The following is a 22,221-nucleotide window of genomic DNA, read 5'->3' as shown; positions in this document are numbered from 1 at the left end:
AGAGTGATGCTGATGGTTTATACTTGGCTTTTCACAATCAGAACAAAGTCATCGTCCAAAATTTTGTAGCCATAATCATAGATAAACCTATATTCTGAACCATTTTTATAAACTTTCAGGTTGGTGAAATACTCAGGATCAAAACCTAAGCCATCTAGTCTAGACTTTGCAACCTTTGTCTTACCATCGGTATTTATTTCTTTCAAGATACGGTAGTTCTTGCGAAGCTTGTTGTTCACATTTCGCATCAGGTTTGTAGAATCCTTGTTCTGCTTATTATTGTAGGCATTTCGGCAGGCATCGTTGCAGAATTTTTTATCAGACCTCCCGATTATTTTTTCGCCACATTCCAGACAATTCATATTTTTTATTTTTTCACTTTGTGTGCGTGTGCATGTTTTTTTCTCAATAATCTCATAAAACTGCTATGGGAAGGATAGCTTCTATTGGGCGTTATATTATTAAAAAATAAAGCCACAATCAGAAGAATAATACATCCTGAAAGAACAGGAGAAATGACATACCAATAGCCTAATTCCGGGATTTTTCCCGTAGAGCTCACAGCAATCAGTGCGGTGGCTCCACCAGGAGGATGCAGGGTTTTTGTATACTGCATCAACACAATAGAAAAAGCTACTGCCAGTGGAGCAGAAAGCCATATGATATCCGGAACGATCTGATAAACGGTAACTCCTACCAATGCTGAAAGAACGTGCCCACCTACCAGATTTCTAGGCTGTGCCAGAGGACTCTGAATGGCCCCATAAATAAGAACGCTTGAGGCACCAAAAGAACCGATTAGAAATATATTCTCAGTCTGTGCTAAAGAATGAGACTGAATAAACGCAATTAATCCAATTCCAAAAAAAGCACCTAAAAATGACCAAAAATGCTCCTTATAATCAACGAGAGTTTCCTTATAAATTACATATTTTGAGACTCTGAATGTTCTTTTTATTGTCTTCTTCATTTATTCTTCTTTATTTTTTTATAATTTGAATTAAATTTTCTACAAAAGGTCTGGTATAAGTACCATTTTCATCATAATCAGGATCCAGAATGGTAATCTCTATCCCAAAGCACAGCGGATTTTCAATCAGCGGCTCCAGTATTTCCTTAAGATCTTCATAACGGAGACCATCTTCCATTCTGCTGTCTACAGCAGGCATCAATTCATCTTTAAGTACATCTACATCAAGGTGGATCAAAAAACCATTTAGGCCTTTTTTATCAATCATTTTCAGGAAATCTTCAGCCGTTTTTTTGAATCCGATTTCTCTCAGGCTATCAAGGTCAAAATAATGGATATCAGAATTGATAATTTGGTTCACATATTCATCATCATCCGTTTCAGCATTTCCGCAGCAAAAAATATTTTCCTCTAAAAAGTAAGGCTTTTGCCCATCAATATTGGTGAGCTTTTCATGTCCTATTCCCGAAACAACAGCCAAATCCATTCCCGCAATTCCTCCGCTTGAAGAAAGCTGTGGTGGGATATAATCTGTATGGCCGTCCAGGTAAAAGAGCCCGAAATTTCCCAATTTTTTCAAAGCAACAGCATTGCCAATCAGAATACTGCAATCTCCACCAAGGATAATGTTAAAAGTGTTTTTACTATTTTTGAGAAGACAGTCAACTTGTTTTTTAGCATATTCAATAACTAGGTCTGCATTTCTGACGTTTGATTCCTCATCAAAATCCATGGAATACCTTGGAGCTTCCAGCCTGAAAATATTTTTAGGATCAATTCTTTTATGAAAATCAAATTTTATAAGCCAGTCCGGAAGCTTTCGGACACCAGGTTCAATCTCGTGTTCTTTTTTTGTTAGCCCCAAATTGAGAGGAAACTCAAAAATATTGATGTCCCTTTTCATAAATGAATTTTCACAAATATACGGAATTATCCGTTTGTAAATGGATAGTATTGCATAGGTCTTGATTTTTAATTTTTATATTTTAATGGGTTTTAATAGTAAATTATTCATGGTTTTTTAGGGGTGTATTTTATTGTCAATAAGTAAGTTATAGAAAAAGTGATAAATTCACTTAGTATTGAATTATAAATGTGTAATTTAAGAAGCATTAAACCAAAACCAAAACTATTACCATGAAAAATCAAGCAATAAAACCTGAAAATACTTTAAAAATGTTTGAAATATTGGGCGGTATGTGGATTGCAGGCTGTGTAAAGACTGCTGCAGAACTGAACATTGCAGACCGGCTTACTGAAGATCCAAAATCAATTTCCTTATTGGCAAAGGAAGTTCAAGCAAATGAAAAAGCGCTTTATCGAATTCTTAGGGCATTAAGCAGTGTTGGTATTTTTGTGGAACGAGAAGATAATGCCTTTGTATTGAATGATCTGGGGGCAACCTTGCAAAGTGACATACCCGGATCTGTGAAAGATTTTGTATTGGCTAATTTGGGAGAGCATTTTCCCGGCTTTATGAAACTTACTACCAGCGTTCAGACAGGGAAAGTCCCTTTTGAAGATGTTCATGGAATGAATCTTTGGGAATATTATAAAAAATATCCTGAGCTGGCTGCTACTTTTGGAAGAGGGATGACCGGATTATCCAACATGGAATTGGAAGGCATCATTGAATATTATAATTTCAAACCCTACAAAACTATTGCTGACATAGGCGGCGGAAATGGAATAATGATGTATACTATCCTGAATTCTGCGCCTGAAAGTTCAGGAATTATTTTTGATGAAGCTCATGTAATAAACGAAACCCTAAAATCAATCCCCGAAAATTTAAAAAACAGATGCACCACAGAAACCGGTAGTTTCTTTGATAAAGTTCCCAAAGGAGCGGATCTTTATACTATGAAATGGATTATCCATGACTGGAATGATGGTGAATGTATACAGATTTTAAAATTATGCTATGATGCTATGCCGAAAGGGGCGAGGTTGTTGATCATAGATGCTGTAATACCCGATCATTCTCAAAACGAACCTCATCTTGCAAAACTTTTGGATATTGTAATGATGGCCTGTCTTACCGGAAGAGAACGAACTTTAAGTGAATTTAAAACGATCGTAGAAAAAGCAGGTCTGAAATTGAACCGTCTCATTCATATTGGAACAGAAGCTAAAAGTATTATTGAATGCGTGAAAGAATAGGCGACTTCCTTAAAAACAAATATCCGACAACAAACGAATACAAATGAATTTAAATAGTTTATAACCGACTGATCCTTGGTGATATTCCAAACTTTGCAACAGAGATTTGAGAAAACAGTGAACGTCTCCTATCTGAAAATATTAATCTTTAAAAATCTAAAAGTTATGTCACTAAGAAACAAAGTAACATTAATTGGTTACACAGGTAAAGAAGTTGAAATGGTAAACTTCGATAATGGAAATGTAAAAGCAAGTGTATCTTTAGCTACCAGCGATCATTACACAAATGCTAAAGGCGAAAAAGTAGAAGAAACACAATGGCACAATCTGATTGCTTTTGGAAAGACAGCAGAAATTTTTGAAAAATATGTTCCTAAGGGAAAAGAAATTGCCATAGAAGGAAAGCTTACATACAGATCATATGATGATAAAGAAGGCGTTAAGCGATATATTACAGAGATTCGTGCAGACGAGATCCTGCTGTTAGGCGGTAAATAATTATAAAAACACAAATGATGAAAGTAAAAGTTTTTAAAATCAGACTTCCTGAGGAATTGCTCTACAAGGATCAGAAGATGCTGGATGATTTTCTGGAAGCAAACGAGATTATAAAAGTAGAAACAGCTTTTGTAAATGATGAATGTTATTGGTCTGTTATTCTGTATTTTGAAGAACAAAAACTGCTAAAGAATACAGTAAAAGAACCAAAGGTTACTAAATACTCTGCAGAAAATGATTCTTTAAGTTATGATGAAGAACAGATCCTCAATGCTCTGAAACTTTGGAGATCTGAGAAAGCAAGGGAGCAGGATCTCCCGGCTTACTTTATTGCAAGCAACAAAGAACTTGTATCAGTAGCCAAGTATAAACCTGCAAAAAAGGAAGAATTGCTTGATATTAAAGGGTTTGGGAAGCATAAGATTGAAAATTATGGGGAAGAAATCCTGGAAATCTTGGAAAGTGTTTGATTTTTCAGAATAAATGACCCTGTAATTAAAAAGCTGAGGAAGATTATTTCTTCGGCTTTTTATACTGTGTAAATTCCTTGTAATTCCGTACTTTTGCGTATATCAAAATGACATATAAGAAATGAAGCCAAGTTTAGCAAAAGGAACGAGAGATTTTACGGCACAGGAAGTTTCCAGAAGAAAATATATCATCAATATTTTACAGAATAATTTTGAATTATTCGGGTTTCAGCCATTGGAGACACCAAGTTTTGAAAATCTTTCTACTTTAACAGGAAAGTACGGGGAAGAAGGAGATCGTCTAATTTTTAAAATTCTGAATTCAAGTATTAATGAAGCGAAGGAAGACAAAAAGACCCAAATGCTTCATGACTTTCAAAGAGCGTTGGAGAAACCTTTCAGTTCAGATACCCTTACAGATAAAGCGCTTCGTTATGATCTTACTGTGCCTTTTGCAAGATTTGTAGCCATGAATCATGGTAAATTAACATTTCCATTCAAAAGATTTCAGATACAGCCGGTATGGAGAGCAGACAGACCTCAAAAAGGAAGATATAGAGAATTTTACCAATGTGATGCAGACGTAGTAGGAAGCGAAAGCTTATTGCAGGAAGTTGACTTGGTTCAATTATATCTGAAGTCATTCTCTGATTTGAAAGTTCCTGTAACAATTCATATGAACAATAGGAAAATCCTTTCCGGATTGGCCGAATATGCAGGAATTACAGATAAACTGATTGATTTTACCGTTGCTTTAGACAAGCTCGATAAAATTGGAAAAGACGGAGTTGTTAAAGAACTATTGGAAAGAGAAATTTCTCAGGAATCTATTGATAAATTAGATTTCTTATTTGAACAATCTGATGATGCACTAGAAAATCTTCTTCAACTGAAAGAAAAGTTTGTTGGTAACGAAATTGGATTACAGGGTGTGGAGGAATTAGAGTTTGTTCTTACTCAATCCTTAAACTTAGGGGTTGATATGCAGAATCTGGTATTCAATATTACGCTGGCAAGAGGACTTGATTATTATACCGGAGCAATCTTTGAAGTGAAAGCTGATGAGGTAGCAATGGGTTCCATTGGAGGTGGTGGTAGATATGATAACCTTACAGAGGTTTTCGGGGTGAAGAATATTCCGGGAATAGGAATCTCATTCGGATTGGATAGAATTTATTTAGTAATGGAAGAATTAAATTTATTTCCAGAAGAAGCGACTTCCAAAACAGAATATCTATTTGCTAATTTTGGAGGAGAAGAAACCACTGAAGCACTAAGGCTGATTATGCAGCTAAGAGGAAAAGGAGTTTCAGCAGAACTATACCCTGAAAGCGCAAAAATAAACAAGCAATTTACCTACGCTGAAAAGAAAGGAATTAAAAACCTTGTCTTCCTTGGTGAAGAGGAAATAAAAAATGGAACAGTAACCTTTAAAAATCTTGAAGCCGGAGAACAGAAAACGGTTTCTTTAGAAGAGTTTTTGGGATAAAAAATAATTTTATAGATAATGGAACAGCTCAAGGTCTTTTATAAAGAACAACCTTGAGCTGTTTTTATTAAAATTTAATAAATTCAGACTTAGAAAACAATCTTAATTTTTTATTTTTAGGAAAGAGTTGATGCAAAATATAAGATACCAAGTTCAATATATTAACCCAAATTTACTAGTATGGGGAGTAGAGTATATTGATCAGCTTCCGGATATTTTGATGGAAGGTGAAAAAATAATTCATATTATTGACGGACTATATAATGAAAATGCAACGTTGCTTTTGTCAACTGGCACTCGGTTGATTTTTAAAGAATTAGGAACAGATAGTGTGGAAGTAGTACCCCATGAAAGAATAGTAAAAATAGATTATCTGCAACCTCTGATAAAAATAAGTACAGAAGACAATACCTTTCAATTTGAAACTGCCGATCTAAAGCTTGCCTTGGGGTTTTGTAAAAAGGTAAATGCAGCCCTTGGATATCAGGAAGCAGAAGAATCTGAAGTACCTGTTCTTGAACTTTTGGATCAATTGGGAAAGCTTAGAGAAAACGGAGTACTTACTGATGAAGAATTTGCAGAACAAAAGAAAAGGCTTTTAGAAAAACTATAAGCCATTTTGTATGTGATTTTTATTAATGTCTTAAAAGAGGCTGTGTGCTGCACCTGAAAGAACCTCCAAAGCTCCTGCTTATTGAAAAATCAATATATTCTACTGTGATGCCTTGCTGCTCAACTTGCTTACCTAAATGCTTAAATGCAGGATCAGTAATATAAACATCTTGAGATATGGGAAGTCCATTTGTAGCCAGATTCATTGCTTCATTTAAAGTTACATCTATTTTTTTCCAATTTCTTAATGTGGGAGGAAGTCCATCTATAAAGGCTTCTTCACAAACAATCATTAATCCGTCTTTTACCAACCCAAGAGCACAATCAAGATGAAGAATATCCGGATGTAACCTAATTTCTTCCACGGTGTAACCTGATGGTTTTAAAAGTTTTCTTAACCATTCAATTCCCAGCTTGTTGGATGCCAATCCTGAATTTCCAACGAAAACCTGTTGGCCGAGGATTAAAACATCTCCACCCTCCAAAAAAGGTCCTTTCCCTAGAGTGCTATCTTCTGGATCAGAAATTTCAGGTTGCGGAACAGCAATATAACAACAATCCTGCGGATAAATTTCCTGAAGAAATAAATCCCGTACAGGAAAGACTTCATTCCTCCTATGCAGAAAACGAAGTGATGATTCCACAACAAAATTCCCAACAGTAAAAAAAGGATCTCTTACAAAAAAATTAGAGTATCCTGCATTTCCTACGGCACTTTTCTCAGCATGAGTAAGCTTACGAGGACGAATAACCTCTACATCATATTTTTCCAGAATTTTCTTTAAGTTTTCCCTCTCTGTTTCCCATTGTTTTTGAAGTTCCGGAATGGCTTCAGCATAATCTTTTCCCTTGTTCTCAAAATTTTCATGAACGGCCTCCTTAGATAAGAATCGCAGGTCTTCCGGACGAGGTTCTTTTGGAAAACCAAATTCAGATTGGGCGAGTACTACCTTTTTCAGGGGAGCAAATTCATTTTCAACAAAAATCATAGGATGCGGTTTTAAGTTTAAACCATATCAATTTTCAAACCGTAGCCTTATGGAACACTTTAAAAATTAAATTTCAATCAAAAATAAATGTAAATAGCAGAATAAGGCATGCAAATTTTAATTGCAAGAGAAAAAAAGTCTGAAAAACGATAAGATTTGAATATTTTTGAAGGTAAAATTCGGATCAGAATTTGTATTTTGGGTCGATAATAGAAAATAGAGTAAAAAGATATATTCTGTTTTAATAAAAAACTTTTAAACATAAAACCAGATGAATATTATTTGTGCATTATGCGGAACACCGCTAACGTCTACGGATATGCTTGTAGGAAAAAATAAACTTGCAGATGGCGGTTACCTATGTGCTGAATGTTTTAATAAAGCAATTACGATCAATAGGGATCTTATCAATAATCTTGATCAGTTTTATTTCGCTGAAATTACAGGAATGTTCCTTAAAAGTAAAATTGATGCAAGCCAAAATCCCGGCAGCTCTCCCTATGCAGGATCTAATAATTTTGAATATGATGCACCAACCAGACTTGACGAAATCAAAGACCAGATTGTAGCCCTTAATGCCAGGCTAAGTGTCTTGGCCAATGAAGAGGTAAATGAACTTGATAAAGTTCTTGACGGAGATGAAAGATTGGTCGCCATTGCAGAATGTATCGATCTTCATAGTAAAAGGGAGGGAATTATTTTTTCAACCCAGAGAAGAGTGATTTTCATGGATAAAAAGTTCTTGGGAGGAATTGTGAAGAGAGAGTTCACCCATCAGGATATTGTATCTTTAGAACAGGTTGAAAATCTTTTGTATTCTATTCTGAAAGTCAATACGAGAGGAGGTGCAGCTGAATTTAAACTGCATAATAAGAGTGATGGAAGAGCATTTTGTAATATCGCAAACGGGCGTATTAACGAACCGACAAAGCCGCTCAGTCAGCAACCAAGACAACCACAACCTTTGTATCAGAATACGCAGGCTCAGCCCTCACAAGCTTCCCTTAATGCTTCAAAAGAATCTCCGGAAGTGATTTTTTCACAGTTGGAAAAGCTTGGGAAACTAAGAGAAATGGGAGTTTTAAGTGAAGAAGAGTTTACTGCTCAAAAAGCAAAGCTATTAGAAAGGCTTTAAAAACTTTTCAAGTACGGAAAAACAAATGATATACATTTCGATTGAAAATGAATCATAATTTGTAATTTGATTGGATATAAATTGGAACAGGTTGTTTTTATCTCTGTTTTGATTTAAAATTTTTTAAAAATAAAAGCTAGAATGAACACAAATTGTGCTCTGTGTGGAAATCCATTAACACCCATGGATACAGTGCTGGGAGAAAATAAACTTGCAGACGGCGGTATTCTGTGTAATAAATGTCTGAATAAAGCAACCAGTATTAATAAAGACCTTGTATACGACCTTGGTAATTATAGTTTGGTGCAGGTAAGAGATATTGTACTGGGTGAAAGCATAGAAGAAAAAGAAGAGGAAATAGAGCTGGAACCTGTGGTAGATACCTCGGTATCACGAACGGTAGTGACATTTTCCCATTCATTTCAGATAAATTTTGGTAAAAAAGAGCCTGAAAAACCTACAAGGTTAGACGAAATAAGGAATCAACTTACCGCCTTAAATCCTCTAATCAGTATTTTTGCAAATGCTGAGATCAATGCACTGGCCAATGTTTTGGATAAAAACGAAAGACTTATTGCCATTGCTGAGGGAAAATATCTGAATAATAATCTGGATGGGATTTTAGTTTCAACAGAACGCAGGGTGATATTTATAGATAAAAACCTCTTAGGCAATGCCAGGGAAAATGAATTTCTTCATCACAAGATTGTCTCGGTACAGCATAGCTACGGATTGGTTTCTTCCGAATTGAAACTATATACAAACGAAGGAATAAAAGCCGAGTTTAAGCTTAATAACCGAAATGCTGCAAAGTCTTTTTATGAAGCCATACAAATCTATATATGCAGCCCTCAAAACCCCTTAAGGCCACAACATCAGGAATCAATAAGAGAAGAAGATGCAGGAGCTGTCTTTGAAAAGCTGGAGAAGCTCGGGAAATTGAGAGAAAATGGTATTTTAACCAATGAAGAATTTGAAATGCAGAAAAAAAAGCTGCTGGATAAATTATAAAAAAACAAGAAAATGAGTAATAACTGTTCATTGTGCAAAGCAGAATTAACGTCTATGGATACGCTTCTAGGAGAAAATAAGCTTGCAGACGGTGGTGTTTTGTGTAATAAATGTTTAGATAAAATAAGTTATATCAATCAGGAACTGCTGTATAATCTTAATAAGTTTGGGATTGATGATATTAACAACATGATAGAAAACAAGAAAGCAGAGCAGAATCAACCTATAATTGCAGAAGAAAATCTCCCTGCGACTACGGATTCTGAACCTCAAAGTATTTCTCGAGAAGTCTATAAACGCAGAAAGCAAAAAATAAAATACGAACTTGAAAGTCTTAATGTAAACCTTTCTGTGTTTACCAAAGGTGAAATTAAGGAACTTCCTAACCTTATTCCCGAAGATGAAAAGATTATTGCAGTTACAGATGCTCAGTTTGTAAAGACATTAGATGCCGGAATCCTGGTTGCAACACAAAAAAGAATGCTTTCCGTATCAAAATCGATGTTTGGGGCTGCAAAGATCATTGATTATCCCAATCACAGTATTAAATCTGTAAGTTTTGTTACAGATCCGCGATCACCAATTATTAAACTTCATTTGGATGAAAGAGTAATAGAGTTCGAGTGCTACCTTGATAGAGAAGATGCCGAAAAATTTTATGATACGATAAAGGGAATGTATAATAACCAGCCTCAGCAAACACAAACGAATCCTGCAGTACAAAATAAGACACAACCCAAAAACATAAAAAGATTATCAACAGAAGAAGTTTTTGAACAGTTAGAAAAATTGGGAAAGCTAAGGGAAAGTGGAGTTTTGACAGATGCAGAATTTGCAGAACAAAAAAAGAAGCTTTTGGAACAACTTCAATAATATAAGTGATAAGCCTCTGTAGGGTTATTATATTTTCATTGTCTCTAAAATCTAATGTTTTATTGAATTAAATTATTTTATTGCCGGGAAATAGTAATTTAGGCCCATAAACTACTGCTATGAGTAAAAAATCAAGATTAGACGAAATAAAAGAAGAACTTGAACAACTGGATATTAATCCAACCTTTTTTGCAAGAAAAGAAATCCGGGAATTACCCGATATACTGTCAGATGATGAGAAGATAGTTTATCTTGTTGAGGGCCGAAATAAAATTACAACGCATCATATTATCTTAGTAGCGACTGACAGAAGATTGATCTTTGTAGATAAAGAATTTATGTATGGGCTAAAAGTTGAGGACTTTTCTTACAGTAAAATAAGTTCCATACAATATGAAACCGAATTGATGCTGGCTTCCATAGATATTCATGTTTCGGATGATATTGTAGAAATTGATGGAGTAGGAAAGTATGACGCAGAATTATTCTGTGAAAAAGTCAGAGATTTTATGTCCCGCCCCAAAGAATATTTCCAAGGTAAATCTGAGCCAAGCACCTTGGATAAGTTAGAACAGCTGGGAAGGCTTAAAGAGAATGGGGTGCTAAGCGAAGAAGAATTTACCGAGCAGAAGAAAAAACTACTTGGTGAATGATTTGAAAACAAATTTAGTGACTGCTTTTCAGGAGGTCTTTCTACTTATGTTATGAATCTTTTTGAAATATAAGAATCAAAAAAGTCATCGCGTAATTACGATGACTTTTTCTATATATGAATGTTAAAAAAAACTACTTTCTGTTTTTTAGTTTAAAGAATCTTCAGCCTTTGTTTTAGCTTCATCTACTTTAGTCTGAACTTGAGAAGCAACGTCATTGGCTTTATTTTTAATGTCATTTCCCCATTTGTTAAGATTATCCTTTGCTGTATTAAGTTTATCCTTTACAGCCTGTTGATCTTCAGGAGTTGAATTCTTATATTTCCAATAAGCTAAAGCACCTAATCCTAGTAAAGCTAATAAGCCTTTTGTTTTGTTTCCCATGATTTCTATTTTTAAGATTTAATATTAAAATTTGTTATTAATAAACATGTAAAATACGTGCCAAAAAATTAAGCAGAATTATAAAAAAATGTTAAAATTAAGAAAAGGTTTCAAAATTTTCACCGTCAAAGCTGGCAAAAACCATAGTAGGATATGAATCTTGATGATAAACATTTCCCTCTTTATCAATAGCGATGGCCCCTGCAAATCCGTCAATGGTTTTAAGTTCATCAAAAGTTCTATTGAATGCAGCTTCTAAACTCATTCCGTCTGTAACTCTTGTCACAATCTTTGCAGCAGTGGCATTGCTTACAATATCTTCTCCCACACCCGTACAGCTTACCGCGCAAAAAGCATTGGCGTAATTTCCGGCCACTGTGGCAGAATCTGAGATTCTCCCCGGAATTTCAAAGCCTTTTCCCCCTGTAGAAGTAGCCACAGCAAGTTTTCCATCCTTATCAATAGCAACACAGCCAACTGTACCTTTTCCTCCATTATGAAGTTTTGCTTCATATTCGTTTCTTCTTTGCGGTATTTCTGTAGAAAAATTCTCAAACCCATGCGCCGTAGCGTACTTTTTTGCACCTTGTCCACCTAAAACCCTGTCATCTTCCCCAATAAGGTCCTTGGCTACAAAAATAGGATTCTTTACATCCTGAATATTAATGACACCGCTTAGCTTTTGAGTTTCACCATTCATAATGGCGGCACTCATACGGATTACCCCATCACTTTGAATTTGGGAACCAATCCCCGCATTATATAAAGGATCGTCTTCCAATAAAGAAACTGCATAGGCAACCGCATCAAAGGCTGTATGAGTCTGAAGATATTCGAAGGCCTTTTGGGCTATTTGCTTTAAAGAGTCTTGTTTTGCTGTTTTTACCTCATGGCTTTGATCGCTTTCCGAAAAAAAACCGCCGTGGATGATGATTTTCATAAAATATATGTGATAGTTAATAGATAGTAGAGCTTTATCATTGAAATAATAACTCAACAATATTAATAAATTTCGCTAATAAAAAATATTAATAAGGTTTAATTTTCCTATATCTTTTCTGAATAGCTCAATAGTTCTCAATAATAGACATAGCTATTTTACGAGAGCGTACACTTCTGGTTCAAAAAGTATATTAAGATGACAGAAAAAAAGGTCACTGTCCTCATTACATTCTAAGTTATAATCTTATTTGGAGATAATATGATTTTTAGCATAAAAATTTAAAAAAAATATTAAATAAGATATTTTTATCCGATTTAAATTTATCTTTGTTTCAGAAAACACAAGAACGCTTATGGCTACACATTTATCCAACGCCCATAGAATACTATTTCTGAATACACTGGCTTTTACCGTTTGTTTTGCCTGTTGGACCCTGAATGGAGTTTTAGTGACTTATCTGGTAGATAATAACATCTTCAACTGGTCGGTAGTTGAAACAGGTTGGCTTCTTGGTATTCCTATTCTTACAGGTTCTATCATGAGGCTACCTTTAGGAATCCTTACAGATAGATATGGCGGGAAAAATGTTTTTTCCATACTGTTATTATTATGCAGTATTCCTTTGTTTCTACTTTACTTTGCTAATTCCTATTGGGTCTATTTTGTATTGAGTGCTTTATTTGGAATGGTAGGTACCGCCTTTGCAGTAGGTATTGCTTTTACCTCCGTATGGTATCCTAAAGAATGGCAGGGAAGAGCCTTGGGGATTTTCGGAATGGGAAATGCCGGTGCAGCATTAACAACTTTCTTCGCCCCGACCTTACTTAATTTTTTGTCTAAAAATGATCCCGAAAACGGTTGGAGAATGCTTCCCGTACTATACGGAATCACCCTGATTATTATTGGACTTATCTTTATATTTCTTGTTAAAAATAAAAAAGCAGAATCCCAAAATAAATCTATAGGTCAGCTTCTGTTGCCACTTTCCAAAATAAGGGTATGGAGATTCGGATTGTATTACTTTCTTGTTTTTGGGTTGTTTGTTGCGTTCTCTCAATGGCTATTGCCTTACTATGTAAGTGTTTATAAAACCTCTTTGGTTTTAGGAGGACTCTTAAGCTCTGCTTTTAGTTTGCCTAGTGGGGTAATCAGAGCGTTGGGAGGGTATTTGTCAGATAAATTCGGAGCCAGAAAAGTAATGTACTGGGTACTGTATTCATCTTTGATCCTTAGTGGTTTTCTTATGCTCCCTAAGATGGAAATTATGACTCCGGGAAAAGGAATTACGGCTAAAAAAGCAGGTGTTGTCAGTACTGTAACTGCTAATGAAATAGTTCTGGGAAGTGAACATCTTAGCATCCAATCAAAACCTGAAGTCCCCCAACATACTTCTGTATTGCCGGAAACTTTTTCGTGGCAACAAGTATTAGTACAACAAAACGAAAAAGTACAAAAAAAACAGCTTTTAGCACAAGGAATTACCCTTATCAAATTTGAAGCCCACATCTGGATATTTTCTATTCTCGTTATCCTCATTGGAATTATATGGGGTATTGGTAAAGCTGCCGTTTACAAGCATATCCCGGAATATTTTCCTAACGAAGTAGGTGTTGTAGGTGGAATGGTAGGGCTGATAGGCGGGCTGGGTGGTTTCATAGGACCTATCCTTTTTGGCTACCTCCTTGACTTTTCGGGATTGTGGACAAGTTCATGGATGTTTGTATTTGCTGTTTCGGCAGTCTCCCTGTTTTGGATGAATAGGGTAATTAAGAAAATGACAAATCAGGAAGCACCCCATCTCAAAGACAGGTTTGAACACCTGCCTTAGATTCATTAATAATTTCTAATCAAATAATAATACATTATGAATAATTCACAATGGTTATCCAATTATGACCCTACCAATGAAGAGTTCTGGAACAGTAAAGGGAAAAAAATTGCATGGAAAACCCTTACAGTAACTACTACAGCATTGCTTTTTTCCTTTGCAACATGGTTTTTATATAGTGTTGTGGTAATTAAACTTCCGCAGATTGGATTCAAGTTTTCAGATGACCAGCTCTTCTGGCTGGCTGCAATGCCCGGCCTTGCCGGGGGGATTTTGAGAATCATCAATACTTTCCTTATTCCTATTTATGGAACAAGAAAAGTCATTACAATAAGTACCCTCATAAAAATTATTCCTCTTCTTATGTTGGGATTTGCAGTGATGGACCCACAGACTTCATTTTCCTATTTTATGATTATAGGCTTTTTATTAGGAATTGGAGGAGGAGACTTTTCCTCTTACATGCCTTCCACGTCATTGTTTTTTCCAAAAAAGAAAGCGGGAACAGCATTGGGTATACAGGCCGGTATTGGTAATTTTGGAGTAAGCCTTGTACAGCTGTTATCTCCTTTTATCATTAGTTTAAGCTTATTTTCTTTTTTAGGCGGGGGAGAAATCATTACTGAAACCGGAAAGAAAATTTACCTTGAAAATATTGCATTCATTTATATAATACCATTGCTAATTACAGGGATCTGGGCATGGTTCTCTTTAAAAAGTATTCCTGTAATGGCTACTTTTAAAGAACAACTGGATATTTTTAATGATAAGCATACGCTATATTGTACCATGACCTACATTATGACTTTTGGGGTTTTTGCAGGACTTTCAGCCTCTTTTCCGCTTATGATAAAGAATCTTTACGTTCCTTTAGACAAAGACCTTGATCCTCTGAAATATGCATTTTATGGACCTTTGATTGGTTCTGCCACAAGGATTATTTTTGGAAAAGTAGCAGATAAAATAGGAGGAGCTTTTCTTACCCATATTACAGGCCTTTGCTTAATTCTTCTCTTTTTAACCCTTATTTTTGGAGGATATCTTACACCAAACAGTAAAGAAGATTTCTCTTCATTCTTAGCCATTATTCTCTGTATATTTTTCTTTACAGGAATTGGGAATGCTGCCACTTTCAAACAGTATCCGGTCATTTTTTCAAAATCTCCGAGAAAGGCAGCAGGTGTCATTGGATGGACAGCAGCTGTAGCAGCTTTTGGACCGTTTGTCTTCAATGTTCTGATTAATCAGTCAAGGATCATTTCAGGGGATGCACGCTTATTTTTCTGGTTTCTGATTGCCGGCTGTGTAATGGCTACTTCTGTGAATTGGTATTTCTATGTAAGAAAAGGTTGTGAAAGACCTTGCTAAAAGAATCAATATAAAAGATAAAACTCTCAAACAAATGGTAAAAAAAATAATTATTGCCGGGATTTTAACTTTCGCGTTCAGCAATGCCCACGCTCAGATGGACAGTCTGAAAATGAATTTTGACCTGAGAAGCCGTGGAGAATTGGATAATGGAGTAAAGACTCTTATCCCCAAAGGTAAATCTGCCGAAACTACGATATATTCCAGAGCGAGGCTAGGGGTAGATTATTATTACAAAAACCTGGAGATCTACTTTTCTGCACAGGATGTGAGAACATGGGGCGAGACTGCTTCTACTACGGGAAAAAATCAAAACTTTATATTGAATGAGGCTTGGGCAAAATACCAAATCTCTTCAAAAGTAGGAGTGAAATTGGGTAGGCAAATACTTTCTTATGATGATCAAAGATTAATAGGACCATTGGACTGGAGTATGCAGGGAAGAAGTTTTGATGCTGTAAAAGGGATATTCAATTTAAATAAAAATTCAAAGCTGGAAGCCGTAGTCACCTATAATAATGACGATAATGATGCTAATGACAGTAAAGAACGTGAAATTTATGGTATTGCAGAAAGTGAGGAAATTACCAAATCTCTTCAGGTTCTTCATTATCAATATTCCAATTCCAATCAATTTCAGTTCTCTACGATTGTGATGAATAACGTACTCCAAAACCTTTCAGGGGCACATTATGATATGTTGACCGTAGGAGTGAACTTCAAAAAGTATTTTGGAAATATTGGAATATTTGGCTCTACTTACTATCAGACAGGGAAAAATACACAGGCACAAAGTAAATCTGCCTATCAATTTTCCCTAAATGCAGACTTTATCATCAGTTCAAAATTCCATGGTATAATTGGAACAGAGTGGTTATCCGGAAAAAATTATGATACTTCTTCTGGCAAGAACAAGTCGTTTAGCCCACTATATGGTACTAATCACATTTTTAATGGTTATATGGATTATTTTTATGTGGGGAATTATTTCAATAGTTTTGGACTGAATGACTATTATCTGAAAACCACTACCAAATTGAGTCCGAATTCTATACTGACTGCCAATCTGCATGCCTTTACTTCCAATGGTAAGCTGGGGAAAACAGCAAAAAATGAAAACATTTCCTCTTATTTAGGAACTGAAGTCGATTTCGTATTTCAGCACCAGTTTGGAAAGATCATTACATTACATCTTGGACATTCTTTTATGTTCGGAAGCAAAAGCATGGAATTTATCAAAAACAATTATCAGCCTAAAGACTTACAAACATGGTCATGGATAGGGATTAAAATTGCACCCCAATTTAAATTGAAATAAGTTAATCAAAAGGCTGCTCTTATGAGGCAGCCTTTTATAGTACCATGATCATTAATGCACATAAACATTATGTGCATTAATGATTTTTCTATCATGAATGTAAATATAGAAAGGGATTAATGCCCATAATGATTATGTGTTCATAATATTTTTTTTATCTTTGGTTTCGAGAAAAAACTTAAATATAAAAGAGTTCTTTTCAAAATTTATTCATACAATACATCTAAAAAAGAGATGATAATTTTTTCAAATACCTGCCAATATGCCATCAAAGCCTGTATTATTCTGGCTTTGGAAAAGAGGAAAATTGGTATTATTGAAATATCTGAACAGATTGGAACTCCTACTGCATTTACTTCAAAAATTCTTCAGCAGCTCACCAAAAACGGTCTTATTTCTTCGGGAAAGGGAAGAGGAGGCGGATTTTATTTAGATGATAAGCAATATGAAGAGCTTAGTATCAGAGATATTTATGAAAATTTTGAAGGGAAAGAAGTTCTTTCTTCCTGTCTTCTCGGCTTAAAAGAATGTGGAGGGCACAATCCATGCCCTATTCATCATGTTGCTGCCCAGATAAAAGAAAAACTGATGATTATGTTTCAGTATAAAATCAAGGATCTGAAAGATTTTGGGAATGTAATGATTTAACCTTCTTACTATTTTAGCAGAGATCTATATAAGAATCATAGATGTCCATAAAGTCTTTTTCATTGTGGCTGATGATAAAAATAGTAGATCTGTTTTGCTGGTGATAGCTGATGATTTCCCGAGCCATTTTTTCTCTCATTCTCTCATCCACTGCTGAAAGAGGTTCATCCAAAAGTACAATTGATGATTGCTGCGCCAATGCTCTTGCCAAAGCAACCCTTTGCTGTTGTCCACCAGATATTTTAGAAATCCTCTGATTTTTTAGGGTTATGAGTTCAAATTCTTCCAAAAGATGATCTATATACCTTACATCTTTTTCTTTTTGGGCAAAAGCTATATTTTCCCTAACTGTCATATTTGGGAATAACGCATAATTCTGGAACATAAGAGCTGTTTCTCTTTTCTGAGGAGGAATAAAAATACTATTTTTCCTATCAACAAGCGTTTTTTGATTAACGGTAATAGAGCCATAATCCGGCCATATAATTCCTGCGATCATTCTGAACAGAGTTGTTTTTCCGGCTCCTGATGGCCCCGAAACACGAACAAAACTGCCTTCTTGAAGCTGCGTATCTACTTTAAGCTGTATAAGGCCTTCCGTTGTAAGAATCTGATGTTGAATATCAATTTTAATCATCTGTACACATTAAGTCTGAATTTTCGGTTTACACTATATACCAACAGTAATATGAGGAAAGAGAGGATAAAGAGGATCAAGGCATATTGGTTTGCTGCTTCGAAATTCAAAGCCTGAACCTGATCGTAGATGGCTACGGAGGCTATTCTTGTTTCTTTTGGAATATTTCCTCCTACCATCATTACAATACCAAATTCTCCTATACAATGAGCAAATGTAAGAGCAATACCTGTGATTATGGATGGCTTGATATTAGGAAGCAAAACTTTAAGAAAAGTAATCCATTTTGATTTCCCCATTGTATAGGAAGCTTGCCGAAGCTCATCCGGCAGAGCAGCAAAACCATTTTGTAAAGGCTGAATCATAAAAGGAATATTGGCAATGATACTGGCAATAAGAATTCCCTGAAATGAAAAAGCCAGATGTACATTAAAAGCACTATACATAAACTTCCCCAGTGCATTTTCGGGGCTGAATGCCACCAAAAGGTAATATCCCATTACGGTAGGCGGCAAAACCATAGGCATGGAAAAAAGAGCTTCTATCACTACCTTCATTTTGAAACGGGAATAAGCAAGCCAATAAGCAGCCGGAAGCCCTAAAATAATTAGAGCTAAGGTAGTTATCAAAGCAAGCTTGCCCGTTAAGAATAAAGTGTATATAAAATCCTGATCCATTTTTATTGTAGGTTATATTAATGTGCTATGGTTCCGTAGCCATATTTTAGCCATATTTCATCTGCTTTTTTACTGGTCAGATAACTGAAAAAATGTTGAGAAAGAGTTATATTTTTTCCTTTGATGACCACACCGCTTTGGGCAATGGGTGAACTTTCTTTGGACAATTCATAATACTTTCCTTTTTGATTCATTTCTTTATTGAGGGCATTGGATAAGGCTATAAAAGCAATGTCAGCATTGCCCGAAGAGGCAAATTGGGCAGCCTGGCTGATGTTTTCTGCCCAAACAATTTTATTTTCTACTGCAGTATACAGCCCTGATTTCTGCAAAGTTTCCACCGCATTTTTTCCGTAGGGAGCAATTTTTGGGTTGGCAATGGCAATCTTACGAATCTTAGGATCTGAAAGGGCTTCAAGACCTTTGGATACATCTATATTTTTACTCCAGACGGCCAGTTTCCCATAAGCATAGATTTTGCTTTTATCGGCTGTTTTATTGGCCTGCTTCAACTTTTGAGGGAAGTTGGTATCTGCGGAAAGAAAGAGGTCATAAGGAGCACCATTTAAGAGTTGCTGGGCAAGCATTCCCGACGAACCAAATGTAATTTCTATTGTACAGCCCGGATTATCCTTAATATAGCTTTGCTTCAAAACCATTAATACGTCTCTTAAATTAGCGGCTGCCGCCACTGAGAGAGAAGTAGATTCACTGACAGGCTTTTTATCTGCTTTTTTACAGCCCATGAAAAGGAGTAGAAATGAAAAAGCAAAAAATAAGATATTGTTACAAACTGATTTCATACATGAATTATAAATTTAAATTGGCCTTATGGGTTCAAAAATATTCAATCCTTTTGTCGTAAAAAGATAGTTAATGCTGCCCTCCGTTTATTATTTTGTACAGATGCAGAGCAGCCGGGAAAATAGCATCCATAGATTCAGAGGCGCCTCTGGTAGAACCAGGTAAGGCAATAACTAATGAGTCTCCCACTGTACCCGCTAAGCTTCTGGAAAGCATGGAGTAGGGTGTGCGCAATTGCCCGTAATTCCTCATCGTTTCAGCTATTCCGGGGATTTGTCTTTCCAGGATAGGATATAAAGCTTCCGGTGTAACGTCTCTTTTAGAAAGACCGGTACCTCCAGTAATGAGGATAAGATTGATCCCTGCTGCTACGCTTTCTTTTACTGTAGCACGAATATCTTCTACTTCATCAGGAATAATGATATAATTTTCGATATCTACCTTATTTTTTTTCAGGTTGTCAATGATGGCTTTTCCTGCACTGTCTTGTTTTTTTCCTGCAAAAATACTGTCGGAGCAAACGATGACGGAGGCTTTTAATCCTTCTCCCGAATCTTTGATGTCTGATTTTCCTCCCTTTTTATCAATAAGCCGAATATTTTGGATTTCAATATTTTTATCAATGGGCTTCAGCATGTCATATATCGTTAATGCCACTACAGAAGCCGAATGCATGGCTTCCACTTCCACACCTGTTTTATAAATGGTATGAATTTCTGAAGTGATGGTGATATTTTGTTCTTTTATTTCAAAATTGATAGAGGCATATTCTATAGGCAGGGGATGGCAGTCCGGAATAAGGTCACTTGTCCTTTTAGCCGCAAATAATCCTGCGGTTTTGGCCATTTCAAAAACGTTGCCCTTTGGGACCTTGTTATTCAGGATGGCATCAATGGTTTCGTGCGAGCTTACCGTTACTGTTGCTTCGGCAATTGCTTTTCTTAATGTGTATGATTTGTGGGTAATGTTTATCATAATTGTTTATTTTCTTTCCATGTATGGGTATGATCTTCAAATATTTCTTTTCCCCAGATGGCAACTTCTTTTTTTACACGGTCTACTATTTCATCACAGGCTTTAATGGCCTCTTTACGATGAGGTGATGAGGTGAATACAAAAAAACAGATTTCACCTTTTTGTATTTTTCCCAAAGAATGATAGATGTGAGCGCAGGATAAACCGTATTTGGAGATCACTTCCTCTCTGATATCATAAGCGCTCTGGAGTGCCCATTCCTGATAGGCGGTAAATTCTATGGAGTTGACTTTTTTTCCATCTGATTCATCTTCACGCACCTGTCCAAGAAAGATGCTATGTCCTCCTATTTGAAGCTTAGAAGAATGTTTCCTGATACTTTCTGCAACAAAATCCGGATTGATGGGACCTTCTATAAATATGTTTTTAATTTTTTTCATCTTCTATTGATTTTGCTCCCGAAGGATAATGTTTAATATTTTTTTCAGGTAAAAAAGATTTTGCCGTTTCCATTGCTTTCCTGCTTCGGGCTCCTGAAGCACAGATAAAGCAGATATGATTAAATTCTTTTAAGGTTTCTATATTTTCATTCAAAACAGATAAAGGAATTTCTTTAAGCTTAATTTCCGATAACCTTGGGTATTCATCAATTTCCCGGACATCCACTAAAACAGACTGTTCTTCTTTTAGGAATTTCTTTAATTGAACAGGAGAATTTATTTCATCTTCAGTTTTGATCCCACAGAATTTTTCATAATTAAAGTCTTTAAGTTCTTTTTCATTTCTGGGAAATATTTTGTTCTGATCTTCTTCAAACTGAATGGTCATGAATTGGTATTTCTGTAAATCAAAGACTAATAATTGGTGTACCAACACCTCAGGTGAACCAATCAATAATTTGATGGTTTCGTTGGCCTGAATGGTTCCGATAATGGATGAAAGGGTAGGCAAAACACCGGCTTCATTACAGTTTGGAACCTCATCTGGTTTTGGGGAATTGGGGAAAAGATCCCGATAATTGGTTATCTTTCCGTCTTTCATCACATTGAAAATAGCAACCTGACCTTCGTATCTGAAGATAGATCCGTAGACCAGTGGCTTTTGCCGGATAAAGCAGGCGTCATTAATGAGGTAACGGGTACTGAAATTATCTGTACAGTCTACAATAACGTCAAAATCTCTGATGATAGAAATGACATTCTCTGCATTAACGGGTATCTTAAAGATTTTGATCTCTATCTCAGAATTTATTTCCTTAAGTCGGTTTGCTGCAACGGTTACTTTGGGTTGACCAATTTCTTTTTCTGTGAACAGGAACTGACGATGAAGATTATGGAGATCTACGTCATCAAAATCTGCTATCCCTATGCAATGAACTCCCGAAGACGCCAGAATCTGAAGAACAGGACATCCTAAACCTCCCGCACCAATGACCAAAACGGATGATTGTGAAAGTTTTTCCTGTGCAGTTTTTCCAAAATCTGGTAAAAGCATCTGTCTGTTGTATCTGTTTAAATCCATTTTACTTCAATTTTAACCTCCGGAATAGGGTGGTAATAGGGCAATTTCTGATGTTTCAAATAGTAGGGTGCTGTTTTCTGCTTTTACTCCGTTAACGACTACTAAATAGTTTGTTTGAGCCAATTCAGGGAGTTTTTCTACAAGTTTCGATTTTAGATCAGAAACTGAAGTGATGTTTTCAGAAGGAAGATCATATACCTTCCCTCCAAAAAGGTCGGTTAGTTTTCCAAATATTTTTATTTTCATTAGCTTAAA

At 35.7% G+C, this 22,221-nt stretch carries 26 protein-coding genes; 13 read left to right on the top strand and 13 right to left on the bottom strand.

What is annotated here, in order from left to right; translation table 11 throughout:
- Positions 1-17: 17 nt before the first annotated feature.
- From C7D53_RS17125 to C7D53_RS17115, 3 genes are read right to left on the bottom strand one after another with little or no spacing between them, the layout of a single operon-like run.
- A complete protein-coding gene (locus C7D53_RS17125) occupies positions 18-362 on the bottom strand; it encodes a hypothetical protein (RefSeq protein WP_106917627.1) in 345 nt (114 codons plus the stop codon).
- Between the two features lie 5 nt (positions 363-367).
- Complete coding sequence (locus tag C7D53_RS17120; protein WP_106917626.1) at positions 368-970, bottom strand: HPP family protein; 603 nt, start codon at positions 968-970, stop codon at positions 368-370.
- Between the two features lie 10 nt (positions 971-980).
- The gene (locus C7D53_RS17115; RefSeq protein WP_106917625.1) at positions 981-1,874 is read right to left on the bottom strand and encodes an arginase family protein; all 894 of its coding nucleotides are present in this window, start codon (positions 1,872-1,874) and stop codon (positions 981-983) included.
- 233 nt (positions 1,875-2,107) lie between these two features.
- On the opposite strand from C7D53_RS17115, the gene C7D53_RS17110 reads away from it, so the two are divergent.
- The 5 genes from C7D53_RS17110 (at position 2,108) to C7D53_RS17090 (ending at position 6,203) form a co-directional block, all read left to right on the top strand.
- Positions 2,108-3,133, top strand: coding sequence for a methyltransferase (locus C7D53_RS17110; protein WP_106917624.1), 1,026 nt, complete (start codon positions 2,108-2,110; stop codon positions 3,131-3,133).
- Between the two features lie 165 nt (positions 3,134-3,298).
- A complete protein-coding gene (locus C7D53_RS17105; RefSeq protein WP_106917623.1) occupies positions 3,299-3,631 on the top strand; it encodes a single-stranded DNA-binding protein in 333 nt (110 codons plus the stop codon).
- Positions 3,632-3,645: 14 nt separating this feature from the next.
- The gene (locus C7D53_RS17100) at positions 3,646-4,101 is read left to right on the top strand and encodes an HRDC domain-containing protein (RefSeq protein WP_228422401.1); all 456 of its coding nucleotides are present in this window, start codon (positions 3,646-3,648) and stop codon (positions 4,099-4,101) included.
- 121 nt (positions 4,102-4,222) lie between these two features.
- Entirely contained in the window at positions 4,223-5,590 is a 1,368-nt protein-coding gene (hisS, locus tag C7D53_RS17095) for a histidine--tRNA ligase (protein ID WP_106917621.1), read from the top strand.
- 130 nt (positions 5,591-5,720) lie between these two features.
- The gene (locus tag C7D53_RS17090; protein WP_106917620.1) at positions 5,721-6,203 is read left to right on the top strand and encodes an SHOCT domain-containing protein; all 483 of its coding nucleotides are present in this window, start codon (positions 5,721-5,723) and stop codon (positions 6,201-6,203) included.
- A 22-nt stretch (positions 6,204-6,225) separates the two neighbouring features.
- Here C7D53_RS17090 and C7D53_RS17085 read toward each other — a convergent pair whose 3' ends face one another.
- The gene (locus C7D53_RS17085; protein WP_106917619.1) at positions 6,226-7,191 is read right to left on the bottom strand and encodes a dimethylarginine dimethylaminohydrolase family protein; all 966 of its coding nucleotides are present in this window, start codon (positions 7,189-7,191) and stop codon (positions 6,226-6,228) included.
- A 271-nt stretch (positions 7,192-7,462) separates the two neighbouring features.
- Here C7D53_RS17085 and C7D53_RS17080 point away from each other — a divergent pair, with 271 nt between their 5' ends.
- The 4 genes from C7D53_RS17080 (at position 7,463) to C7D53_RS17065 (ending at position 10,863) form a co-directional block, all read left to right on the top strand.
- Positions 7,463-8,326 (top strand): SHOCT domain-containing protein, encoded by an 864-nt coding sequence (locus C7D53_RS17080; RefSeq protein WP_106917685.1) that lies wholly within the window; start codon positions 7,463-7,465, stop codon positions 8,324-8,326.
- Positions 8,327-8,467: 141 nt separating this feature from the next.
- Positions 8,468-9,337: a PH domain-containing protein gene (locus tag C7D53_RS17075; RefSeq protein ID WP_106917618.1), complete on the top strand. Its 870-nt coding sequence runs from the start codon at positions 8,468-8,470 to the stop codon at positions 9,335-9,337.
- A 12-nt stretch (positions 9,338-9,349) separates the two neighbouring features.
- A complete protein-coding gene (locus C7D53_RS21110; RefSeq protein WP_185126711.1) occupies positions 9,350-10,210 on the top strand; it encodes a PH domain-containing protein in 861 nt (286 codons plus the stop codon).
- A 119-nt stretch (positions 10,211-10,329) separates the two neighbouring features.
- Entirely contained in the window at positions 10,330-10,863 is a 534-nt protein-coding gene (locus C7D53_RS17065) for a PH domain-containing protein (protein ID WP_106917683.1), read from the top strand.
- Between the two features lie 147 nt (positions 10,864-11,010).
- Here C7D53_RS17065 and C7D53_RS17060 read toward each other — a convergent pair whose 3' ends face one another.
- Both C7D53_RS17060 and C7D53_RS17055 read right to left on the bottom strand, forming a co-directional pair.
- Positions 11,011-11,247 carry a YtxH domain-containing protein gene (locus C7D53_RS17060; RefSeq protein WP_076351621.1) on the bottom strand — a complete coding sequence of 79 codons (237 nt, stop codon included), beginning with the start codon at positions 11,245-11,247 and terminating at the stop codon, positions 11,011-11,013.
- 97 nt (positions 11,248-11,344) lie between these two features.
- Positions 11,345-12,187: an isoaspartyl peptidase/L-asparaginase gene (locus tag C7D53_RS17055; RefSeq protein ID WP_106917617.1), complete on the bottom strand. Its 843-nt coding sequence runs from the start codon at positions 12,185-12,187 to the stop codon at positions 11,345-11,347.
- A 355-nt stretch (positions 12,188-12,542) separates the two neighbouring features.
- Here C7D53_RS17055 and C7D53_RS17050 point away from each other — a divergent pair, with 355 nt between their 5' ends.
- The 4 genes from C7D53_RS17050 to C7D53_RS17035 all read left to right on the top strand — a co-directional run bounded on the left by C7D53_RS17050 (position 12,543) and on the right by C7D53_RS17035 (position 17,352).
- Positions 12,543-14,018, top strand: coding sequence for an MFS transporter (locus C7D53_RS17050; RefSeq protein ID WP_106917616.1), 1,476 nt, complete (start codon positions 12,543-12,545; stop codon positions 14,016-14,018).
- 36 nt (positions 14,019-14,054) lie between these two features.
- Positions 14,055-15,386, top strand: coding sequence for an MFS transporter (locus C7D53_RS17045; protein ID WP_106917615.1), 1,332 nt, complete (start codon positions 14,055-14,057; stop codon positions 15,384-15,386).
- 34 nt (positions 15,387-15,420) lie between these two features.
- The gene (locus C7D53_RS17040) at positions 15,421-16,704 is read left to right on the top strand and encodes an alginate export family protein (protein ID WP_162926208.1); all 1,284 of its coding nucleotides are present in this window, start codon (positions 15,421-15,423) and stop codon (positions 16,702-16,704) included.
- A gap of 234 nt (positions 16,705-16,938) precedes the next feature.
- Positions 16,939-17,352 (top strand): RrF2 family transcriptional regulator, encoded by a 414-nt coding sequence (locus C7D53_RS17035; protein WP_106917613.1) that lies wholly within the window; start codon positions 16,939-16,941, stop codon positions 17,350-17,352.
- 13 nt (positions 17,353-17,365) lie between these two features.
- Here the strand turns inward: C7D53_RS17035 and C7D53_RS17030 are convergent, their stop codons facing one another.
- From C7D53_RS17030 to C7D53_RS17000, 7 genes are all read right to left on the bottom strand, one after another.
- Complete coding sequence (locus C7D53_RS17030) at positions 17,366-17,989, bottom strand: ATP-binding cassette domain-containing protein (RefSeq protein WP_106917612.1); 624 nt, start codon at positions 17,987-17,989, stop codon at positions 17,366-17,368.
- Complete coding sequence (modB, locus tag C7D53_RS17025; RefSeq protein WP_106917611.1) at positions 17,986-18,666, bottom strand: molybdate ABC transporter permease subunit; 681 nt, start codon at positions 18,664-18,666, stop codon at positions 17,986-17,988. Before modB ends, C7D53_RS17030 begins: the two co-directional genes overlap by 4 nt.
- Before the next feature lie 17 nt (positions 18,667-18,683).
- Positions 18,684-19,469: a molybdate ABC transporter substrate-binding protein gene (gene modA / locus C7D53_RS17020; protein WP_228422399.1), complete on the bottom strand. Its 786-nt coding sequence runs from the start codon at positions 19,467-19,469 to the stop codon at positions 18,684-18,686.
- A 70-nt stretch (positions 19,470-19,539) separates the two neighbouring features.
- Positions 19,540-20,445, bottom strand: coding sequence for a bifunctional molybdenum cofactor biosynthesis protein MoaC/MoaB (moaCB, locus tag C7D53_RS17015; RefSeq protein ID WP_106917609.1), 906 nt, complete (start codon positions 20,443-20,445; stop codon positions 19,540-19,542).
- Positions 20,442-20,885, bottom strand: coding sequence for a molybdenum cofactor biosynthesis protein MoaE (locus tag C7D53_RS17010; protein WP_106917608.1), 444 nt, complete (start codon positions 20,883-20,885; stop codon positions 20,442-20,444). The genes moaCB and C7D53_RS17010 overlap by 4 nt, the downstream gene beginning before the upstream one ends.
- Complete coding sequence (locus tag C7D53_RS17005; protein WP_106917607.1) at positions 20,872-21,966, bottom strand: ThiF family adenylyltransferase; 1,095 nt, start codon at positions 21,964-21,966, stop codon at positions 20,872-20,874. Before C7D53_RS17005 ends, C7D53_RS17010 begins: the two co-directional genes overlap by 14 nt.
- Before the next feature lie 12 nt (positions 21,967-21,978).
- On the bottom strand, positions 21,979-22,212 hold the full coding sequence (locus tag C7D53_RS17000; protein WP_106917606.1) for a MoaD/ThiS family protein: 234 nt from the start codon (positions 22,210-22,212) through the stop codon (positions 21,979-21,981).
- Between the last annotated feature and the right edge of the window lie 9 nt (positions 22,213-22,221).

It is taken from the genome of Chryseobacterium aurantiacum (assembly GCF_003020585.1).
Classification (GTDB): Bacteria; Bacteroidota; Bacteroidia; order Flavobacteriales; family Weeksellaceae; genus Chryseobacterium; species Chryseobacterium aurantiacum.
This window is presented reverse-complemented; position numbering and strand designations above follow the sequence as displayed.